Annotated in this window: 20 protein-coding genes; 5 read left to right on the plus strand and 15 right to left on the minus strand. The window is 43.3% G+C overall.

The annotated features are described in order from the left end of the window. Positions 1-93: 93 nt before the first annotated feature. The 4 genes from NZ043_RS01640 to NZ043_RS01655 form a co-directional block, all read right to left on the minus strand. On the minus strand, positions 94-1,293 hold the full coding sequence (locus NZ043_RS01640; protein WP_339312621.1) for an MFS transporter: 1,200 nt from the start codon (positions 1,291-1,293) through the stop codon (positions 94-96). 335 nt (positions 1,294-1,628) lie between these two features. After that, on the minus strand, positions 1,629-2,666 hold the full coding sequence (locus NZ043_RS01645) for an ROK family protein (protein WP_339310355.1): 1,038 nt from the start codon (positions 2,664-2,666) through the stop codon (positions 1,629-1,631). Between the two features lie 199 nt (positions 2,667-2,865). After that, positions 2,866-3,135 carry a hypothetical protein gene (locus tag NZ043_RS01650; RefSeq protein ID WP_339166796.1) on the minus strand — a complete coding sequence of 90 codons (270 nt, stop codon included), beginning with the start codon at positions 3,133-3,135 and terminating at the stop codon, positions 2,866-2,868. Between the two features lie 78 nt (positions 3,136-3,213). Next, complete coding sequence (locus NZ043_RS01655; protein WP_339310357.1) at positions 3,214-4,032, minus strand: hypothetical protein; 819 nt, start codon at positions 4,030-4,032, stop codon at positions 3,214-3,216. 377 nt (positions 4,033-4,409) lie between these two features. Between NZ043_RS01655 and NZ043_RS01660 the strand changes: the two genes are divergently transcribed. Beyond that, positions 4,410-5,021 carry a TetR/AcrR family transcriptional regulator gene (locus tag NZ043_RS01660; RefSeq protein WP_090809647.1) on the plus strand — a complete coding sequence of 204 codons (612 nt, stop codon included), beginning with the start codon at positions 4,410-4,412 and terminating at the stop codon, positions 5,019-5,021. Positions 5,022-5,405: 384 nt separating this feature from the next. After that, positions 5,406-6,728: an amidohydrolase family protein gene (locus tag NZ043_RS01665; protein ID WP_339310359.1), complete on the plus strand. Its 1,323-nt coding sequence runs from the start codon at positions 5,406-5,408 to the stop codon at positions 6,726-6,728. Positions 6,729-6,953: 225 nt separating this feature from the next. Here the strand turns inward: NZ043_RS01665 and NZ043_RS01670 are convergent, their stop codons facing one another. The 8 genes from NZ043_RS01670 to NZ043_RS01705 all read right to left on the minus strand — a co-directional run bounded on the left by NZ043_RS01670 (position 6,954) and on the right by NZ043_RS01705 (position 15,499). Then, positions 6,954-8,411, minus strand: coding sequence for a glycoside hydrolase family 1 protein (locus NZ043_RS01670; protein WP_339310361.1), 1,458 nt, complete (start codon positions 8,409-8,411; stop codon positions 6,954-6,956). A gap of 13 nt (positions 8,412-8,424) precedes the next feature. Next, complete coding sequence (locus tag NZ043_RS01675) at positions 8,425-10,293, minus strand: beta-glucoside-specific PTS transporter subunit IIABC (RefSeq protein ID WP_091027905.1); 1,869 nt, start codon at positions 10,291-10,293, stop codon at positions 8,425-8,427. A 146-nt stretch (positions 10,294-10,439) separates the two neighbouring features. Continuing rightward, positions 10,440-11,279 carry a PRD domain-containing protein gene (locus NZ043_RS01680; protein WP_091027904.1) on the minus strand — a complete coding sequence of 280 codons (840 nt, stop codon included), beginning with the start codon at positions 11,277-11,279 and terminating at the stop codon, positions 10,440-10,442. Positions 11,280-11,495: 216 nt separating this feature from the next. Then, positions 11,496-12,089: a YdeI family protein gene (locus tag NZ043_RS01685; RefSeq protein WP_091027901.1), complete on the minus strand. Its 594-nt coding sequence runs from the start codon at positions 12,087-12,089 to the stop codon at positions 11,496-11,498. A 400-nt stretch (positions 12,090-12,489) separates the two neighbouring features. Beyond that, on the minus strand, positions 12,490-13,230 hold the full coding sequence (locus NZ043_RS01690; protein ID WP_091027900.1) for a hypothetical protein: 741 nt from the start codon (positions 13,228-13,230) through the stop codon (positions 12,490-12,492). Positions 13,231-13,274: 44 nt separating this feature from the next. Beyond that, a complete protein-coding gene (locus NZ043_RS01695; protein WP_339310365.1) occupies positions 13,275-13,622 on the minus strand; it encodes a hypothetical protein in 348 nt (115 codons plus the stop codon). A 358-nt stretch (positions 13,623-13,980) separates the two neighbouring features. Beyond that, on the minus strand, positions 13,981-14,484 hold the full coding sequence (locus NZ043_RS01700) for an EVE domain-containing protein (RefSeq protein WP_240768078.1): 504 nt from the start codon (positions 14,482-14,484) through the stop codon (positions 13,981-13,983). Between the two features lie 67 nt (positions 14,485-14,551). After that, positions 14,552-15,499 carry a YafY family protein gene (locus NZ043_RS01705; RefSeq protein ID WP_091027895.1) on the minus strand — a complete coding sequence of 316 codons (948 nt, stop codon included), beginning with the start codon at positions 15,497-15,499 and terminating at the stop codon, positions 14,552-14,554. Between the two features lie 262 nt (positions 15,500-15,761). On the opposite strand from NZ043_RS01705, the gene NZ043_RS01710 reads away from it, so the two are divergent. Both NZ043_RS01710 and NZ043_RS01715 read left to right on the plus strand, forming a co-directional pair. After that, positions 15,762-16,721, plus strand: coding sequence for a hypothetical protein (locus tag NZ043_RS01710; protein ID WP_091027893.1), 960 nt, complete (start codon positions 15,762-15,764; stop codon positions 16,719-16,721). 13 nt (positions 16,722-16,734) lie between these two features. Next, the gene (locus tag NZ043_RS01715; protein WP_091027891.1) at positions 16,735-17,079 is read left to right on the plus strand and encodes a hypothetical protein; all 345 of its coding nucleotides are present in this window, start codon (positions 16,735-16,737) and stop codon (positions 17,077-17,079) included. Positions 17,080-17,209: 130 nt separating this feature from the next. On the opposite strand, the gene NZ043_RS01720 is transcribed toward NZ043_RS01715, so the two are convergent. Beyond that, complete coding sequence (locus NZ043_RS01720; protein WP_339310368.1) at positions 17,210-17,671, minus strand: MarR family transcriptional regulator; 462 nt, start codon at positions 17,669-17,671, stop codon at positions 17,210-17,212. Positions 17,672-17,807: 136 nt separating this feature from the next. Between NZ043_RS01720 and NZ043_RS01725 the strand changes: the two genes are divergently transcribed. After that, entirely contained in the window at positions 17,808-18,686 is an 879-nt protein-coding gene (locus NZ043_RS01725) for an SDR family NAD(P)-dependent oxidoreductase (RefSeq protein ID WP_339310370.1), read from the plus strand. 70 nt (positions 18,687-18,756) lie between these two features. On the opposite strand, the gene NZ043_RS01730 is transcribed toward NZ043_RS01725, so the two are convergent. Together NZ043_RS01730 and NZ043_RS01735 are read right to left on the minus strand one after the other, a co-directional pair. Next, positions 18,757-19,584, minus strand: coding sequence for a sugar phosphate isomerase/epimerase family protein (locus tag NZ043_RS01730; protein WP_339310372.1), 828 nt, complete (start codon positions 19,582-19,584; stop codon positions 18,757-18,759). A gap of 146 nt (positions 19,585-19,730) precedes the next feature. Beyond that, positions 19,731-21,053: an LLM class flavin-dependent oxidoreductase gene (locus NZ043_RS01735; RefSeq protein ID WP_091027882.1), complete on the minus strand. Its 1,323-nt coding sequence runs from the start codon at positions 21,051-21,053 to the stop codon at positions 19,731-19,733. Between the last annotated feature and the right edge of the window lie 71 nt (positions 21,054-21,124).

Genomic DNA, 21,124 nt, shown 5'->3' on the forward strand with positions numbered 1-21,124 from the left:
TGAAAATCTGTCATGAAGCATAAAAAAAAACTCCTTCCCACTCCATAATTGGATGAGAAAGAGTTATCAAAGAAACTTCAATTATCATACAATCTAAATCAATTCCTGTCGTCTTTTCAAATACACATACAACACTACGCCTGATGCCGCACAGATCACCGCACATAAACCAATGAATCCATATCCCGCCTGAAGTCCGCGCAGCAGCCCTAACTGAGTCGATGAACCGTACATATTCTTCACGCCTTCAATGACCCAGCCAATCACATAGTTACCGATGACACTACCAACCCCCATCAAGGTAACCGTGAACGTAATCGCTGTGTCACTGCCGTTCGGATATCTGCGTGCGATAAACGCCATCACAGTAGGATAGATCATCGCTATTCCCGCGCCAGATATCGCAAAGAAAATCGCAAGACGCTCTCCCCCTGCAAGCGCCACGAACGTACATACTCCCGAGAAAGCCGAGAACACAATCAGTGACAATACAAATCCGATCCGGTCCGTTAATGGCCCAAGCAGCAGGCGTCCCAGCGAGAATGTGAGGAAAAACGCAGATAATAACCCGGAGGCTTTGACCGTGTCCCACGTGTAGGCTTTCTCCAGGAAATTAACCAGCCAACCCCCAACCGCCAGCTCCGATACCACGCCAAAAGAAAGAATGAGCACCATCAGCCAAAGGGCAGGATCACGTGTTAACGTCTTCAGTGAAGTCCGATCCTCATGAGGAAGATCATCCCCCGGGAATTTGCTGCGCAGTGCCGCAATAATCGGCAGCAGGCAGAGTGACAACATCACCAGATACATACCGCGCCAATCCAGCTCGTGTCCAAACACACTCAAAGACATCACACCTGTCGCCAGCAAAGGCGCTACTGTTGAACTCAGCCCATAGAAGAAATGGGACAGGTTCATCATCGTACCTGTATTTTTCACAAAGATACGCGCACCCAGAATCGCCAAAGCAATCTCCAGCATGCCGTTACCGATGTACATGAAGAAGTACGATGAAGCAAAGAGTGGATAGGTATGAGACACATAAATGAACACACCCGAGAGGATCATCGATGCAAACGATATGATGCTAACCGCCTTGATGCCCCATTTGCGAACCAGAACAGCCGTGAAGGAGCAGGCGATCAGGTAACCCAGTGCATTCAGGGATAATAATGTCCCGAGCTGTTTCTCATCCAGATTGAAGTCGAATTGAATGCGCGGAATGGCCGGCCCCTTAATATTTTCTGATATACCAAATACGATAAATCCGAGAAAGATCGTTGCCAGTTGCATGGCGTACAGCTTGTTGAACTTTCGTTTGTTGCCTTGCGTACCTGCTTGCTGATTCAAAATAAGTTCCTCCAGTGTGTCTATATAAGTTGAAACAAGGGTCATAAACTGGACACTCCAATGACAGAATAACCTTCCAATCGCTGTTATCCCCAGATTTTTTGAATTCCCTTCTCCAAAGGGAAAATCCGGTGATAAAGGCGACCGCTTCGCTTCTCCAGGTTTTTTCTGTCCTCTCCGTTACCTGTTTAATGAAATAGTTCATCTTATATAAAAGGATTACTACAATTTTATTCGATCAGATGAAAGATCATCCTTCTGATCAACGTTCCGTTCCTTTACCATTGCTTCTCAATTACTTGAATGCGGTAGGTCAGGCTCTCCAGCGTCACTGCGACCAACCCCGTAACATATTCGCGGCGAGTGTCTCTCTGAATAATCAATTCCGGCATATGCTCCAGTGGAATCATTCGCTCCAGACAACCTTGCCTCAAGCCATCCCGCATAGCTGGGTCCATCGTATCCCCTGTAACCACAATCGTAGCCGGGTTAATGATCGCGATGATGGATACCAGCGTCTGTACGACCAGTTCCTGCAACCCTTCCACCGTTTTCAACATGTGCAACTGCTCTTCCCGTGATACGCCAAATGGTAAGAAGGACACCTCGCCCCCAAATTGCGTATTCCCGGTCAGCGGACGACCATCAATGATAAAGCCTGCACCCGGAAAATGGTTCTCCGGAAAAGTCACCACCGCAAAGTTCTTCTCTTCCTCAAATTGCTGCTGGTTATACAGTCCGTAGACCGTCAGGTTCATATCGTTGCCAATGACCACTTCCATGTCTTCATATTGCTCCTTGAGCCTTGGGCCTAAAGGCTGATACATCAGATCCGGTACGTCGCAAATCCCAATAACGCCGTTGTGTGCCACACCAGGTATGCCAATACCAATCGCCTGCACATTGTGGTGTTGTTCGATCAGGTTTGCAATCAGATCCTCTACCACAGGGACATTAATCTCATCCAAAATGAGTGTCTGTTCGTCCGCCATCTCTCCGTTCAGATTGGCATATGTATGTGTGATCGAGTGAATGCCGCCCTCTGTTCGAATAATCAGGCACAGTACACTGGCGTAGTCCGCATTGAATTGATACCGACTCGCCGGTCTCCCCCCGCTCGATTCATCCGGACCCAGATCAATAATCTCACCCGTTTGGAGCAATTCGTTCAGGATCGTGCCACATGTAGCTACGCTGAGTTTGGTTAGGTTCGCAATGGAAGCCTTCGTGCCTACGCCCATGGATCTGAGAGTGTTCTTCACAAGTTCAACGTTGATCCGCTTCACCTGTTGGGTGTTGTGTGATGTGGGTAACATGGTTAGTTATATGCCTCCTTTCGTTCATTCCGAACCATTCAATGAATGTTTTTAAAAGTATTTTAATAATTGAAGTGTAGGGGGATTTGGGAGAAAAGTCAATGCTACATTGGGAGCGAAAAACGTTTGGATGGACAGACAAAAAGACAGTTCAAGATCATCTTGTGTGATCCTGCACTGTCCTTTAGTTGAGGTGGTTTTATGTAGACTGGCTAATTTGATTTGCCAAGATGCTCTTCTCCAGCCGGACTTCAAATAACTTGCGGTTTAGATCCTGTTCCATGGAATGAAGGTGAAATGCTGCTTGTTTCACCGTGTCCATGTCTAACACACCTGCCTGCTTTGCGATGATGTCCATGGCATCGAGGATGAGTTTGTTGCATGTGACCAGTTGGTTAACGTAATCGTCTTCTTGTTGAACAAGTTGTGCGTACTGCAAAGCGAGGTCTTCGCTGTTGGTACTTGTCATGTCACCACTCCTTTGTTAAGGAGAGGGTATCACATCCAAAGAGAGGATGTGGTACGTCGTTGCGTAATAGATACAATGTTATTTTATATTAAATTTTTTATTACTCTTAAGAAGTGAATTCACTAGTGAGCTTTCCTCAGAATTTAGCATGTCTATCTGTAATTTTTTCGAATCTTGAAGTTCGCTTATCTTTCCTAAGCTAGAATAAAAGTAATTGTGACTTATAAAATTAATATTATCTTTAGGAATTAAATCTTTATTCAACTCAAAAACATTAGATGAATCTGCAACTAAGTAACTTTTATCTATATCTGTATGAATTATCTGTTTATTTTTAAAGGCTGTTCCATCCTTTAGTATGAAGTTTGCAGAAATTTGCGAGTGCCCGATATATCTAAATAAATTTTTTGTTCGCAAAAGCAAAAAAAAGTATAAAACTGTAATCATCACTGAGGCACTAATAGTGGAAGGGTCAAAATCTCTAATTAGTAACAGCACACTGAGTGGATCATCTACATTTCCACCTAGAGCATTCCCTTGCATACTTAGAATCTTATTTATCACCCAACCATATAATAATGAATAGTGGACTAAATATATCAAAATGAAAATCATTAAGCCAAGTATTAACCACTTTCTTCTTTTTAGTGTACTCTTTTTATTATATGCCCAAGAAGTAATAGCACTCTGCATTTTTTTTAATGATAAAATTTGAATAATTGCTAGAAAGAAAAATAAATAAAAAAGTGCATAGCCTACGTTACTAAAAACAAATACAATTTCATTGCTCATCCATTTATAAAGAGAAGAAGACATTAGTACAGCGTAGATTCCAGCACTTATTACTATTAAAGTCCATATGTATACAAATCTAAAAAATTTCATTGTACTTCCCATATAAAATATTTCCTCAAGTGACACAAAGAAACGCAATGGATTCTTAGTCATTTTTAAATATGTAGTAAAGACATAAAATACAACTGTACCTAAAAAAACCTGAAAAAGCAATAACTGGATTGTAGAAAGCCTCCATGAATACCATCCCTTCTCAACATTTAATTCCACTTGTTCCTAATTTTTTTCTTAACCTCCTATATTGTTTATTATATAACATATCAATTGATATCAGAGTTAAATATGATTAAATATTCCATTAATTAACACAAAACCATCAATATTCATTTAATTTTTTAACACTATCCCATTTGACACCCCCCTCAAAAAGGTCTATCCTAATAACGAACCAACCATTCACTATTAAGGAGTCGTTCCCTATGGTGCAAGCCAAGAAAGACGAAGTCAGGAAAGAGATTGAATACGCGGCGCTCAAGGTCTTTTTTGAAAAGGGCTATGTGGATGCCAAGATGAGCGATATCGCGGATGAGATTAATATTTCCGTGGGCAATATCTATACTTATTTTAAGAACAAGAAAGAACTCTTCTACGCCGTTGTCCCGCCGGATCTGGTGGATTATCTGAAAAATGTGCTGGTGGAGACGATTCACTTTGATAACCAGACCTTATTCGAGGAAACCGATAGCGAGCGAAAATCGGCACTGTTGCAGGAACAAGTGGATGTATTACGTAAATACCGGAATCAGATTGTGATCATCTTCGAAAAGAATAAAGGAACGATCTACACCAACGCTAAGAATGAGCTTGTTGAGCTGATGATCGAAACCAAGAAGGCGTATCTTAAGAATCAATATAAACGATATGAGATTGGCACCGAGGAGAACTTGATCTTACTGAACATCCTCGCACACAACGTGATCGACATGAACCTGGATCTATTGAAGCGGGATATGAGTGAGGACAGCCGGAAGCAAATTTTCGAAGCGTTGTATGTATACAGACTATACGGCATGAAGAGCCTCAACGAATAACGCTCCATCTCATTATTTATACCGGATAGCCAAAGCGTGCAGATCAGATCATCTTCACTTGGTTTGCACGCAAAAAATATCAAACATTAAGTCACTTTATTTTTTTGACCCAAAAATGAATTATTTATTCATTTTTAAGTTGAATGTTACCATTTACCAAACTATTTAAGTTGAACCTACATTTACACGATAACGGAGAGGACAGAAATAACCAGAGGAAGCGAAGCGTTCGTATTTATCACCGGATTTCCCCTAATAAGAGAGTATCAAAAAAATCTGGGGATAACAGCGATCCGAAGGTTGTTCTGTCATCGGAGTGATAAGTGTACATACCCATTATTCAACTTATATAGCCTCACCCACCATTCTAAGGAGGAACACAACATGAACACCGCTTACGCATTGAAAAACGTCCATCTGATCCACGGCGACTCAAGCCGCAATCTGCAAAATAACATGACCATTCTCATCAATGAGCAAGGTCTCATTCAGGATATCGGCCGAGATCATGATTTGCATATCCCTAGTCACTACACAACAATCGACCTCTCAGGGAAATACGTAATGCCAGGACTGATCAACGCCCACGTACACCTCTTTGCAGATGGTAAACCGTTCAGTCTCTCGGTCAGTGAAGGTTTGTTGCAGTTTGCCTATGATCGAATCCTGAACACGAAATTCGGCAGACACATATTGAAAAAACGCATGAAACGCAACGCGCTGACCGCACTCCATGCGGGTGTGACAACGATGCGCAGTGTGGGCGAATTCTTTTATACGGACGTCCAGCTGCGGGATGAGATTAACAACGGTGACTTTGTCGGTCCCAATTTGCTAGTATCCGGATTTTTCCTGAGTGTCACGGGCGGACATGGTGCTCCATTCCTGGCTCTGGTGGGCGACTCTCCGTGGCAAGCCAGAAAGAATGTGCGCATCAATGTGAAACACGGCGTGGATCTGATCAAAATCTGTGTGACGGGTGGCGTGACGGATGCGAAAATGGTGGGCGAAGCTGGACGTTTACAGATGACTGTGGAGGAAGTTGCGGCGATCTGCGATGAAGCGCATAAGATTGGCCTGCGGGTGGCAGCTCATGTGGAAAGCACGGAAGGCGTAAGAATAGCTTTACAAGGTGGCGTCGATACCATCGAGCACGGTTCGGAGATGGACGACGAAATCATTCGTTTGTACAAAAATAATCCCAATACCCTAAATGGCTACACTGCACTCATCCCCACCCTGCAAGCCGCCTATCCATCCGCTTCACTGGATACCAGCGTAACAAAGGTAAGTGCAACGGTAAAAGAGAATTCCAAACTGGTCTACGATTCCATGCTCAAAGGTGTAAAACAAGCGATCGAAAACGACATCACCATCGGGATCGGTACCGATGCCGCCATGCCTTACGTGACTCACTATAATATGTGGAGAGAAATGGATCACTACATGAGACAGGCCAACCTGAACAACAAACAGGTCATCGACATGGTGACTCGAACTAATGCGAAGATCCTCGGTGTTGACGATGTTACAGGGACGGTGGATATCGGAAAACATGCCGATCTGATTATCATGGAGCAAAATCCGCTGGAACATATCGAGGCCTTGTCAGACATCGCAATGGTCATGGTCAAAGGAAATCTAATTCAAACACCATCTGTCACAAGAATCAGAGAAGTCGACGATGTTCTAAACTCAGTTTGGTGAGTCCGAGATCGAGATCCAAATTAGTTGTGAATTCATGCTAGGCATAATACTTAACCTTTTTGGTTGAACTACTTTGAACTCCTTCGCCCTATCCAATAAATAAAGGCAGTCGATGATACCTCGACTGCCTCCTAAGTTTATGAAATTATCTTTTTATCTTTTTATCTTAACCGTTGGCTTATCCATTCAATGGTAAGCTTCTGATAAATTCTACTTTTTCTTAACTTACAACTCCAAACTTGCCCCGTTGGATGCGATCACCTTTTTATACCAGTGGAAACTTTTCTTTTTGCTTCTTTTCAGGGTACCTTTACCCTCGTTATCCTTATCTACATAGATAAATCCGTAGCGTTTTCCCATCTCACCAGTGGATGCACTAACGATGTCGATGCAACCCCAAGCTGTATAACCGATCAGGTTAACGCCATCACGGACAGCTTCTCTCATTTGTTCAATGTGAGCGCGCAAAAACTCAATTCGGTACGTATCGTTAATGGTGCCATCCTCTTCAACGACATCCACTGCACCCAGACCATTCTCTACAACCATCATCGGGATGCGATAACGATCGTATACGTGGTTCAGCACGTACCGAAGTCCAACCGGATCAATCTGCCATCCCCAGTCCGTAGCTTTCAGATATGGATTTTTGTATCCACCAAAGACGTTCCCTTGGGTCTCATCACCCTCTGGACGGGTACCCACCACGTGAGATTTATAGTAGCTAAAGCTATAGAAATCAACACAGCCCTGCTTTAACACCGCTTCGTCTTCTGCTGCCATCTCAATCTGAATATTGTTCTCTTCAAAATATCTCTTCGCAAAGTCAGGGTATTCCCCTCTAACTTGTACGTCACTGCTCATCATATTGTTGATCTGATCCATTCTCAGAGCCTTTAACATATCTTCCGGTTTACATGTGCTTCCATAACCATGACTATAATTAATCATACAACCAAGTTTGAAGTCTGGATTAATCTCATGTGCAAGCTTGACAGCTTTGGCACTCGCGACGAATTGATGGTGCAACGCTTGAAATCTCATCTGCTTGCTATCCACTGCTGTATTGTTAAATACGCCGCCTTTTTTATCAACCAGAAGTCCTCCTGCCAGGTAAGCACCTGCCGGAACAATCAGGCTATTAATCTCGTTAAAGGTGATCCAGTACTTCACCACGTCTTTGTAACGATTAAAGATTGTGTCGCAATATTTCACATAACAATCGATCATTTCTCTGGAAGCCCAAGCATTGAATTTCTTAGTTAAAGCAAACGGTGCTTCATAATGGGAAATTGTAACGATGGGTTCGATATTATACTTTTTCAATTCATTGAACACATTGTCGTAAAATTGAAGTCCTGCTTCATTCGGCGCTGCATCGTCTCCGTTAGGGAAAATTCTGGACCATGCAATGGACATTCTGTAACAACGGAAACCCATCTCTGCAAACAAACGAATGTCTTCCTTGTAATGATGATAAAAATCTACTGCTTCATGAGAAGGGTAATGAACCCCCTCTTCAGTCGTTATCGTAATCCGACGGGGAACCGTATGGGTTCCGCCCGTCATCATATCGGCTGTACTCGCTTTTTTACCATCAAGGTTCCAGGCACCTTCGTATTGATTCGCCGCTGTTGCACCGCCCCACATGAAAGATTCGGGGAAACCATTTTTGTTAGACATAAACAAGTCCTCCTTAAATAATCTTGATGAGATTTTCACCGATTGTAATGGATGCTTTGTCCGTTGTGATGACATCTACAAAATCATCCGAATTCGTAACAATGATCGGTGTAGTCAGATCATAACCTTTAGCCGCTATGGCATCTGTATCAAACTCAATGAGCAGATCTCCAGCTTTTACAGTATCGCCTTCTTTGACGTGAACCTTAAAATGCTCGCCTTTCAACTTCACCGTATTCATCCCGATGTGAATGAGAATCTCCGCACCATCATTTGAACTAATACCGATGGCATGGGACGTAGGGAAAACCGCGGATACCACACCATCTGCTGGTGCTACAAGTTTTCCAACCGTAGGTTCAATAGCGATCCCTTTTCCCATAGCGCCCGTTGCAAAAGCTTCGTCCTTAATCGTGGATAACTCCAGAACTTTACCAGTCAACGGAGCAGTGAGGACATGTTCAGAAACACCGGCAACTGGCGTACGACCGTTCGTAGCAGATGATTTTTCTTGTGTTGCTTGATTCTTTCCATCCTCAGGTACATCTTCAAATCCCAAGATCAGAGTCATGATGAATGTAACTACAAATGCAATCACACAACCAATTGCCGCATGAACCAGGTTCCATGGATGATCCGTGATAAATGCCGGCAGGGTAGCTATACCTGCAATACCTAGAGCCGATCGAGCTACACCGAACAATCCAACATATATACCCGCTACAGCGCCACCAACGATTACAGCGATCAGCGGTCTTTTCAAGCGTAGATTTACACCAAACAAAGCGGGTTCGGTAATTCCGAGCAGGGCAGTTACACTTGTAGAATATGCAACTTGTTTAAATGCTTTATTTTTAGTTCGGAGAGCGACCGCAAGCGCAGCTGCACCTTGAGAAATATTGTGTACAAGCATACCTGGACCAACAATACTATCGGTTTTCGTCTGAGCATAAGCAGTGAGCACAACAGGTCCCAAACTATAATGCATACCTGTCATAATCAAGAACGGGAATGCCCCGCCGATAATACCAGATACTAACCAACCTGCATGTGTATTAACAAAAGAAACGCCTGACGCCAGGTAGTTACCCGCGATGGCACCGATTGGACCCAGTACAATCAGCGTTAGTGGAGCCATAATAAGAATCACGATCAATGGTTTAAGAATGGATTTGATAACCGATGGAGAATACTTCTCGGCAAAGCGTTCAACATACGACAAGACCCATACCGCTAAAATAATTGGAATAACTGACGAAGTGTACGTCGCCGGAGTGACAGGCAGTCCTAAAAACGCAACAGGCTCACCTACAGACATCAACGCCCCTAATGAAGGATGCAACAGAACACCAGCAATGGTTAATGCAAAACCCACATTAGCTTTAAGCTTAACAGCCGCACTCCAGGCAAGCAGCATCGGCAAGAAGTAATACGCTGCATCACCGATAAAGGTCATAATTGTATTGAATTGCCCATCCAGATCAACGAGATCAAATGTTTTCAATATAAGAAGAACAGCTTTGATCATCGCACAACCAATCATGGCTGGCAGAATCGGTGTGAATATTCCGGAGATCGTGTCCAGAAGCGTAGTCAGTTTTCCCTTTTTCACAGTAGGAGCATCGTCATTGGTTGTAAAGTTCCCCAGCTTCGTCAAAGCTTTATACACATTGTTTACCTCATTACCGATAATGACCTGATATTGCCCACCACTGCTGGCAACACCCACCACACCTTGTACATTTTTTAATGCTTCATTGTTCGCAACCTTCTCATCTTTCAGATTAAATCTCAATCTTGTAGCACAGTGTGTTACACTATCTACATTTTTCTCTCCACCGACCAGTTTTAAAATCTCGGCGGCTGTGCTTTCATGTTTCATGTACTGCTCCCCCTCAAACGTTTTTAGGTATAAAAAAAGACCTAGAATTCTATCGAATATAGATAAGCTCTATACACGATGGAACTCTAGGTCTTGCCTGCCTCACCAGTAACAATCCTAGTTTACTCATTATAGTGGCTGATGAATCAGTCCTTCTCTTCATCAATGACCCTTTTGATATGAACCGTTAAATACACCAATTCATCTTCCGTTAATTCTTTTCCATAATCGACTCGAATCAGCTGTGCAATCCGGAGACTGCATTGATATTCATTCGCATACTTTTCTTTAATGATATGGAGAAAGTCGCTGTCACCGCTTTTCACAACCGTATGATTAAACAAGCGATAGGCGAAAAACTTCAAATGTGTGACTAGTCTGGAATAATGGAGTGAGCTTTCATTAAAATGTATATTAAACTGATATCGAATAATATTCAAGACTTTATGAATCAACTGTGTAATCTTCATGGTTTCTTCCATTTCAGATCCAAGTTCTGCATTGACAATATGAAGGGCAATAAAGCCTGCCTCATCTTCAGGCAGTGTAATATTAAATTCCTCATTAATCATATCCCGGGCTTTCATAGCCACGCGAAATTCATTGGAATAAAACGCTTTAATTTCAGACAACAAAGCATTATTGAAATTCATACCCTGCTTGTAACGTGCCACAGCAAAATTTATATGGTCCGTTAACGTTAGATATATATTTTCATTGAGTTCCTTGTTTAAGGACTGCTTGGCATGTTGAATAATGCTGTCGGACACCCGAATATACTCCATGGGAATCTGGGCGAGCAAGGCATATAATTTACCTGTTACATTTTTGGATTTCAGGAAAAATTCCTTCTCAATCTTACTTGTCTCCACGAGGTCTCCCTTTTTCTTCTGAAAGCCAATGCCACTTCCCAGAAGCATCATCTCCTGTTGTCGTTCATTGACCGCAGAGACGACATTATTATTAATAATTCGCGTGATTTTCATACGAATCTCCTTTTATAATGAAACGTTAACAAGATTTAGCAACAAAAAAAAGACCATTAATAATGCCCACATCGTATATAGCCTATACATGTTTGCATATCAATCGGTCTTGCCTGCTGATCAGTAACAATCCTGATTATATTCATTATTTACTTGTACGATTATCTTAGTGGAAGACGTTATATTTGTCAATTGGAGAAACCTTTATAACTAGAATTAATCATTCAACCCTTTCCCCTCCAGGATCGGCTGCATGTACTTCTCGATTCGTGACACTTTTGTCTTGGATTGCTTCGGTTGTGAGAAATAATAGAGATATGCTCGCTGCCGTCCGGGTGTCAGTGCTTCAAATGCAACTCGGAAAGCAAGATTCTCATCGAATTGCTGTTGAAGTTCCTCAGGAACGCTATATTCGGCAGTTTTTTTCATTTCCACCTGCAATCCCGCCTGTTCCACTTCAATCGCTTGCTGGATATAGGCTTTGATCATAGCCTCCTGCTCTACAATCTGCTTCAGACTGGTGAAGCGAAGCTGGCGTTCTGCCTGTACATTCTCCGTTTGCTGGACCAAAATGCCGTGTGTATCCTTCAGCAGAGCACCTTTGAAGAACAGGATCGCCACGTACTCTTTGAATCCATGGATTAGCACAATGTTCTTCCCATCGAGCATATAACAAGGGTGCATCCATTTCATATCCTCTGGCAGGTCAAAATCCCGAATAATCTCTCTCAGCTTCGTGGACTCTTCCTGCCACGTTTTGAGTTTCTTAAGATAGCCGTCAACTTTGCGATTCCCACTTGTATCGGTCATGGAGAAATACCTCTCTTTATCTCATGTTCTTATAGGTTCAATTGTACTGGTTTTCGGTGGATTGTACAGCGTTGCTTACAGAGCCTTTATTGACTTTTCCACTTGAATTTAAACCTTAATGGTATCAAAACACTTCAGAAAGTTAGACGCAATCTTCCTTAATATTGAAAGTTGTAAGGCAACTTTGTTTTTCTGGGGAGAAGGCTTATCAGAAGACTGATCCAATGCCCAAACGTCATTAGAGATACAGCGGCTGAGATGAGCTGAACAGCCCCTCATTGAAATCGATGCATAGGAGATGGAGAAGGAAAAAAGTGATTTAAGAAGACGTACCCGCAACTTTCTGATGAAAACCAGTCCAATTAATTTCGGCTATGTACAATTAAATAGACTGAAAGTCTTATGAACCTTCAAGCACCTTATCTTCAATTACAGGCGCCGGTATTTCTTTAATCTCAACGGATTCTTCCGGAGCAAAGCTCTGGATCTTCATCGGCATGGAATCCAGGTACTTGTACTCTTCTGTCTTGGTTGAGCTAGTTACAATTTCACCGTTTTTGTCTTTCTGATAAATCACACGTTTCGTCGGTAAACCCGTATTTACATCAATGGTTACAACTTCCTTGTGGAGGTTATCCTCCGAGACAGCTTTTTGCTCGTTACTCTCAGTAGCAGAACGGGATTTTGTGCCCGCAGTTTCCAGTACTGTCCAATCCTGACTCTGTAATTCTTCTTTAGCATTCTCCAACAACGAGATCTGGAGCAACTTCTCATTTTCAGCAGCTATGTTGTCCGGCATGGTCCAGGTATTCCCAACCAATTTCCCTTTCTCGAAATCTCGACCATACGAAGTGATTTTCTTACCGCCATCTTCAATAATCAATTTATTATGAAGCTGGTTATCACGGTATTCCTCAGTGATTTCTGTCAAATTTACACGGTCCCGGTAGCGAACGATATATGATCCGTCTTCAAACGATTCTTTAATGTAATCAATCTTACCCTGGGTCGCCTTAAGTGCTGCGCTTTCAACATCGCTTTGAGCACTAACTATAGACGGTTCATTCAAGTACATGTAGCCACTCACAGATGCAGCTACCAGTGGTATGGTGAGTAGTGAAACCAATGTTTTTTTCTTCACAGGTTGGCCCTCCTCTAATTTAGTCAGTATATATTCTTAACGCTTTATTCTGCTTTTAAGTTCCAGCCATTTACATATCCACTATCAAAATATCCTGTTGAGTTAGATCCTGCTTGGTGATCCTGCAACCTCCACGCATTTGGATTATATGTAGAAGCCATCAATTCAGCATCAAAAAATTGCATATAATAGTCAGACTGAAGCCCTTTCATTACACCAGACAAATTATTACAAGAGCTAGAATACATTGGAGTCGCTCTATTTGTTTTGGCAACCGAAGTGTGATAATAATTGAAAGTCGTAAGCCCACCCGTAGTATTGTACCAGGCAGCCCAACCTAACGCTGCATTAGCATAATATCCAATACTGGAACTAGGATAATAATTCCGCATCCATTCAAATCCCCCAGCGGTTGCAGTGCCGCATTGTTACATTTTGTAATAATATATAAATAATATGTTTTTATGCAGATAATTACCACAAAAATCTGACTATGGTTTTAGGATCACCTTCAGAGTTATGGTTCTTCAATTGAAAATCAAAAAAATGCCGCATAATTAGCGGCTCGTCATGCATTCTTAAGTTATCCTACGCTCACTATTGGTCTGTTGATGTCAAACCGACTATCCATAACATGTACACAACGGTTACTCATGGATGTCTCACACATCCGTAATGATCGTCAGAGCTTTTTATGATTATCCATAAAGCAAAAAGGCCCATAGACAATCTATGGGCCTTTTGGTTTGGTTAACATTTATGGCTTAAGCTAATATCCAGTAGTGACTGTGCCTCATTTTCCAACATGGAGGAAGCTATCATCCTGAAGTCTTCAGCCCCAATTTCAAAGTGACCATTACGAAACGGAAACCCCCAATTGCGATTTCCCCGTGTAAAACTGAGCTGATCTAACAACGTTGCGATCTTTACTTCTCGACACAGAAGATAACGGAGATCTCGGCGAAAGGGTACAAATGATTCCGACATCTGATATTGGTAGACCCTGTCGTCGATAATCTGACCAATAGCGGTAAAAGCCTGAAGTGGCTTGCCAGTTGATATGTCTGTACGTGGAGAGTAGTATATCATCCAATCACCCGCGGACATCTGTCGCAACATTGCTGACTTGCCATGGCATAGCTGCGCAAACCCTCCCTCTACGGCTACATTTACATGAGAAGCAGACACAACGCCAATCCAATATCTTCTGTCTGTCATTTCCAATGATTTCAATACTTCCGTTGTACTTCTCATCCTTCAACCCACTCCTCTTAATCTGTGATATATCAAAATATAAAAAAACACTACTGACAGGTGTATGTCAGTAGTGTTTTAAGATGTTTTTGGCTACTTCCTGCATTCGAAAGCGTAAAGACTCCGGCTCCAAGACCTCGATATCTCCACCCCAACCAAGTAAATAATGCAAGATTTCCTCCGGGTAGCGGACACGAAAATGAAAAATCACACCTTCCTCTTGATCCTCAAATGCATCCATATAAAAATGAAGGGCCTCCATAATTTTGTCAGCGATTTCAGGTTTAGCCCTGATTAATATGTGTTCGTTACGGTCGTCAGGAGGTCGATAACTGTTTAGATCAAAATCCGGCGGCAAAAGGAATTGATCCTCCAGCACGGAAAGTTCAGTCATGCGTGACAAACGAAAATGACGGATGTCTTGTCGCATATCACAACGTGCAATTAACATCCAATTCTCCTGAACCAGTGAGAGGCCATAGGGTGAAACCTCACGCATGTTATACCGATTCCCATCCGTTCCTGGCATTTTTTTCAGATACATAAAGCTGATTTTACGTTGATCCAGAATGGCATTACGTATCTGGTTAAGGTATGTTTTCACCCGTGCTCGGGTTAAAGGTTCAACCGTATGAAGCAGTCGCATCGTTTCCCGAACACGTGTTGATTCATTACGAACGGATTCTGGTAAGATCGCTTCAATTTTTCGTTGAGCCGACTTAGCCTCCATCGCGTATTCTGTATCCATTCTCTGTTCGATAAAATCAGCTCCCATTAGCAGGGATACGGCTTCTTCTGCGGTGAAGCTTACCGGGGGCAGAAAATATCCTTCCATGAGGGAATACCCCTGACCCGGAGCACCCATGATCGGAACACCAGCCTCACTTAATGCCTGAATATCTCGATATATCGTACGTACACTCGTCTCCAATTGAGCAGCTAAATCTTCTGCTCTTAACATCTTTCTTCGCTGCAATTCAAGCGTAATCGCAAGCTGTCGCTCAGTTTTGTTCATTTTCTAAGCCCCCACCGTTTCATCATCCCAACCTAAATCATTCTATCACAGTAACGTGTCTTTTCGTTTCGTGAATTAAAGCTATGGAACGTCTTACATGCCACCCGAAGAAAATCTTTTGTGGACTGGGTAGTGTGTTGTTTGTAAGATCCGACCTATCTCCACTTTATATTTAAACTGGAAAAATACGATACATATACCGATAATGTTGAAGATGTCTAACAACGCAAAGATCCATATACATTGAAGGAGTTGCACACTTTTGAAAAGATTCTATCTAGGCTTTGGATTAACGATCACCATTATCATTGGACTGTTATCAAGCGCTACTCCAACAGAAGCAGCATCGAAGAAAGTAAACTTAAAATTGTCAGAGGGAGCGACGTACTATGGTGAAGTTTTAAACGGGAAACCTCATGGTAAAGGAACCGCAAGATGGGGAGAAACCGAAGTTTACTCTGGAGATTGGATGAGTGGTAAGCGGCAAGGAAAAGGCAAGTATACATATACATTAGTTAAAGGTGGAGGTGTCCCCTTTGAGGATTACGATGAATCTAATATGGGCCATGGAACAGGTGAATTCACTACAAAAACCTACACCGGATCATGGATTAATGATACATATCATGGTAAAGGAAAAGAAATTACGCAATGGTTAGAAGTACAGTATCTTACTTCTGATGGTAAGGTTTACCCTATACTTGACAGATACATCAACACCATTAACAATGGAACATTCAATCAGGGCAAGATGACTCAAGGATATTACGCAATTCACTCTTCAGATACTGTCTCACTAGGATATACTGATCACACAACTACGATTGCTCTCAAAAATGATTATTTCAACGAAAAGTTAACCGGGGACAAGGACTTTTTTGACACGATTATCGATTATAAAAAGAAACACGGTTCTTCTGAAAAATATATTGGGATTAAACCATCCGAATTCTCCAAAGGTACATTAACTAATGGCAAATTCACGGGGGTTACGCATCTAATCGATTATAGCAATACTGTTAGTTATTCTAAACAAGTCATAATGAACGATAACGTATTAAAGGAGAATCACATAACATCTGGCGTATTTCATAAAGATCGTAAGAAGACCATTAATGAATTCCTGCAAGCTATTAAGCCCTACTCAGTCAAAATCAATACCATCTCTGACGAGATTATGTCATTAAAAGACATTAACTATGAGGGAATGATCCCTAGGTAGTGGAGGTCACAAAATGAGCAAAAAGCGATGGATTGTGAGCATAGTCATTTTGATTATCATACTTTTCATGAGCGAATTGATAATGTTGTCCTCAGGAAAGGTTGGAGTTCTCAACATAACGCAGAGAATCATTTCAGGTGCACCTCATGTTATCGTTCAAGGGCAGACACTGTCTTACCAAGGTAAGGTTCATTGGGAGGATATCCAAAGTAGTATCGAAGAATATTCCGCAAGCGATGAAGGAACGGTCTTGTATAAAGCACTAGGCACCCCTGTCCCACCACCTTGGATATATGTGAGAAAAGGAAACCATCAGGGTTTCCGATATAAAATCCCGCAGCTTCCCTGGAAACTATAAAATGATCTGGGAACTTCACGAGCGGACATCACCAGATGTTCGCTTTTGCTATGAATTTGTAGTCTACCTCGCTCAATGGTGACATGTCCTATGGTTCAGGTATCAAATACAATCCACACTATTGTTCATCTCACTTTTCTTCCAATCCGTTAAACTGCCTGAGCATGGCGGTGAAACGCTCCAGTTCCTTATCATCCCATCTGGATATACGGTCATAAAAAGCTGACTCCTTCTCCTTGAGCGCACCAACCGTCGATTGTTGACCAAGTTCCGTAAGAGACAGTAAAACCCCGCGCCGATCCTTGGGGTCTTGCTCTTTGCTAACATATCCCGACTTTTCGAGTTGTTTGATTAATCGGCTGACCGAGCTGCGGTCCATTGCATTCGCTTCTGCCAAAGCCGCGGCGCTTGTTGGGCCATAGGAGTAGAGCCACCGTACCAGTTGAAAAGCGGCAGGTTGCAGATTCGCATCAAAACGCTCGGCAGATCGAACGTTAAGCGCATGCGAAGCACTGATCAGTGCATGAATCTGCTCACCCAGCGCTAGCTCCAGGGCTGTTCTATCTTTGGTTTTGACTGGATTTTCACTCATTATTGTTAACTCCCTCTCCCAGATACATGAAAGTAGACTTCTTGAAATATAGTTGACAAATATCAATTAATATTTATAGTTGATTTATGTCCATTATATAATTCCGAATCTATTCGTGTCAAAAGGAGATCTTCTCATGAAAACTAAACATCCCATTATTGTAATTACCGGAGCAACAAGCGGTTTAGGGCAGCTTGCAGCCATGGAACTCGCCAAACGCGGGGCACATCTTATACTCACAGCCCGAAGCAAGGAACGTGCCGAGGCTACCAGGTACAAAATCAAGGAAATCATGCCTTCTGCCAAAATTGAATTTTTCTATGGAGACTTGTCCTTACTGAGTGATGTAAAACGTGTTGGGCTTGAGATTGCAGCCGCTTATCCACGTATAGACGTACTTCTGAACAATGCCGGACTTCATGCTTTTGAACAGAGAGTCACGTCCGAAGGATATGCCGAGATGATTGCCGTGAATTATTTGGCACCTTGGCTGTTAACGCACACATTGCAATCTTCCCTGTTTCAGGCGGGCCATGCCCGAGTCGTCAATGTTGCATCTGAAGCTTCGCGGAATCATGGCACACTGGTATTGCCAGATGACTTAACGGATATCACTCCTTTTACTGCACGCGGTTCCTCTCCAATCTATGGCAAAACCAAACTGCTCAATATTATGTTTACTGGTGAACTAGCCAGACAATGGCGTGGAACCGGAATTCGCGTAAATGCCTTGAATCCTGGCTTTAATGTTACGGGTCTTGGACGAGAGCTATGGTTTGCAAGTGTGCTTGAACGCATTTTAACCTTTTTGCACATTGGCGACCCGCGCCGGGGTGCGGATATCATTACTCGGTTGGCTGTGGATTCGAAGTATGGCGAGGTTTCGGGAGGATATTTCAATGTGGGGACTGGAGCATCTATTGTTCCTACACATCCTGGAGGAGATGAGGCCATGCAAAACAGACTGTGGATCGTTACGAGACAACTGATGAAAGATCACGGCGTGCTGGATTAATTGAACAAGAACAGGGGTGTTCCATAAGCCACAAATATAGCTAGGAACACCCCCTCCTTTTTTCAGTAACTTAGATTGCCGCAAATACCTTGTCAAAACCCGCTTTCGACTTAGCCAATATTTCACTCAAACTTAGATTCGATGCCGGTGCCAGTACTTCCTGAGCCACCACGCCATTGTAACCAATCGCCTGCAGATTTCTCAGAAATCCACCCAAATCAATGACCCCTTCGCCGGGGTATAAACGCTCATAATCCAGCAATTCTTCCACAGGCAGATCATAAGCATCATTGATATGCACATGAACAACCTGTTCTTTCTTCAGCTTCAACAGATCTTCCATCGGTAGACCATTCGTATGCCAGTGATAGGAATCCACCAGTAAACCTACGTTAGGTGCATGGATCGTCTCGATCCAGTCCAGGGTATCCTCCACACGCCAGATAAACGGATTTTTCCATTGGGTCCGCAAGTGATGGCAACCAACAAACTCCAGCCCTAACTTAATCCCGTAAGCATCCAAGATATCTGCGCAGAGTCTCAAGCGTTTCGTAGCCGCCGCCATAAATTGCGCTGCTGGCTGATCCGTCGAGGGTAAAATATACGTGCAGCAGCTGTAACAATTCAGTGAAGCAGAAGCTTCTGCCATAGCGACCAAAGATTGCAACCCCTCACGAAATTGTTCATCTGTCGTCCGCCACTCTACCGTCAGACCCGATGAACCGATGATCACCTGATTGCTTTCCAGCAGATGTTGCGCCCGTTCCTTGCCATACGTTTCAATCAATGAGAGCGGATTCAAATCTACAGATCCGAATCCGTGCCTGGCCGCCTCTGTGATATATTGTTCATCAGACTCGATGTTGCCCAGTCCCGCATTCGTTAACCCTCTAATCATCCCAATCTCCTCCTGTGACTAGTCTGGAATTGCAGCTTGTGTATCATTTTCTTTATCATTTTATAATAGCAGTACTCTCCGAAAAAGAAACCATTAAAAAAGAGCCGCAACAACGTTATATTAACGTCATTACCGCTCTAACTTCTCTATCTCACGCTCTCTAACGTATACCGGTTACGCGGAATCTCAAGACCCAGATTCTCCCTTAGCGTCTCATGTTCATACTCCGTGCGGAACAGCCCTCGTTCTTGCAGAACCGGGACAACTAGCTCCACGAAATCTTCCAAACCATTGGGCACCACGGTACGAACATTGAATCCGTCTGCCGCTTCGCCTTCAAACCATTCCTGAATCTGATCTGCGATCTGATCCGGTGTACCAATGAACGATGTACGTGGAGTGGATGCCAGCAACGCGACTTGGCGCAGGGTCAGCCCCTGTTCCCGTGCCTGCTGCTTAATCTTATCTGTTGTACTGCGGAAGCTGTTGCTGCCGATCTCCCCAATCTCAGGGAAAGGTTCGTCCAGCGGGAACTGGGAGAAGTCGTAATGATCGAAGTAACGTCCCAGATAATTCAACGCCTGATCAATACTCACCAGTTCGGCAATTTCCTGATATTTCTGCTCAGCCTCTTCCGCTGTTCTACCCACAATGGGGCCGATGCCCGGGAAGATCAGGATATCCTCTGCCTTGCGTCCATAAGCCACCGCTCTTGCTTTCACATCGCGGTAGAACTCCTTTGCTTCCTCCAACGTCTCATGTCCCGTGTAGACGGCATCTGCCGATCGGGCGGCCAGATCTTTACCAGATTCAGATGAGCCCGCCTGAAAAATCACCGGATGCCCCTGCTTCGAACGCCCCACATTAAGCGGACCCTGTACCGAGAAGTGCGCTCCCTTGTGATTTAGCGTATGTAGCTTAGCAGGATCGAAAAATACGCCCTGTTCCTTGTCTCCGATAAAGGCATCATCCTCCCAGGAATCCCAAAGTCCTTTGACCACATTCAGATGTTCTTCCGCAATCTCGTAGCGCAGCGCATGGTTCGGATGTTCGCCTTTGCCAAAATTAAGTGCCGATCCTTCCAGAGGTGAAGTAACCACATTCCATCCGGCTCTCCCACCGCTTAATTGATCTAACGAGGCAAATTGCCGCGCAACCGTGAAGGGCTCACTATAGGAAGTAGACAATGTAGCAACCAGCCCGATATGGGAAGTTGCCCCAGCGAGTGCGGACAGAAGCGTGAGAGGTTCGAAGCGATTGAGAAAATGTGGATTGGACTTCTCGTTAATGAAGAGGCCATCTGCAATAAAGAGCAGATCAAACTTCCCTTTTTCCGCGATACGCACCTGCTTCTTGTAGAATTCCAGACTAACGCTCGCGTTAATTGGAATATCCGGGTGACGCCAAAAGGAAATGCTGTTACCCACTCCGTTCAGATTGGCTCCCAACTTCAATTGTCGTTGCGACATATATATTCCTCCCTATGTTGTGGTGATGACCATTCAGTTCGAGTATCCTTTTATCTCTGAGAGTCGTTTCA

It is taken from the genome of Paenibacillus sp. FSL k6-2145, from assembly GCF_037976585.1.
GTDB lineage: Bacteria > Bacillota > Bacilli > Paenibacillales > Paenibacillaceae > Paenibacillus.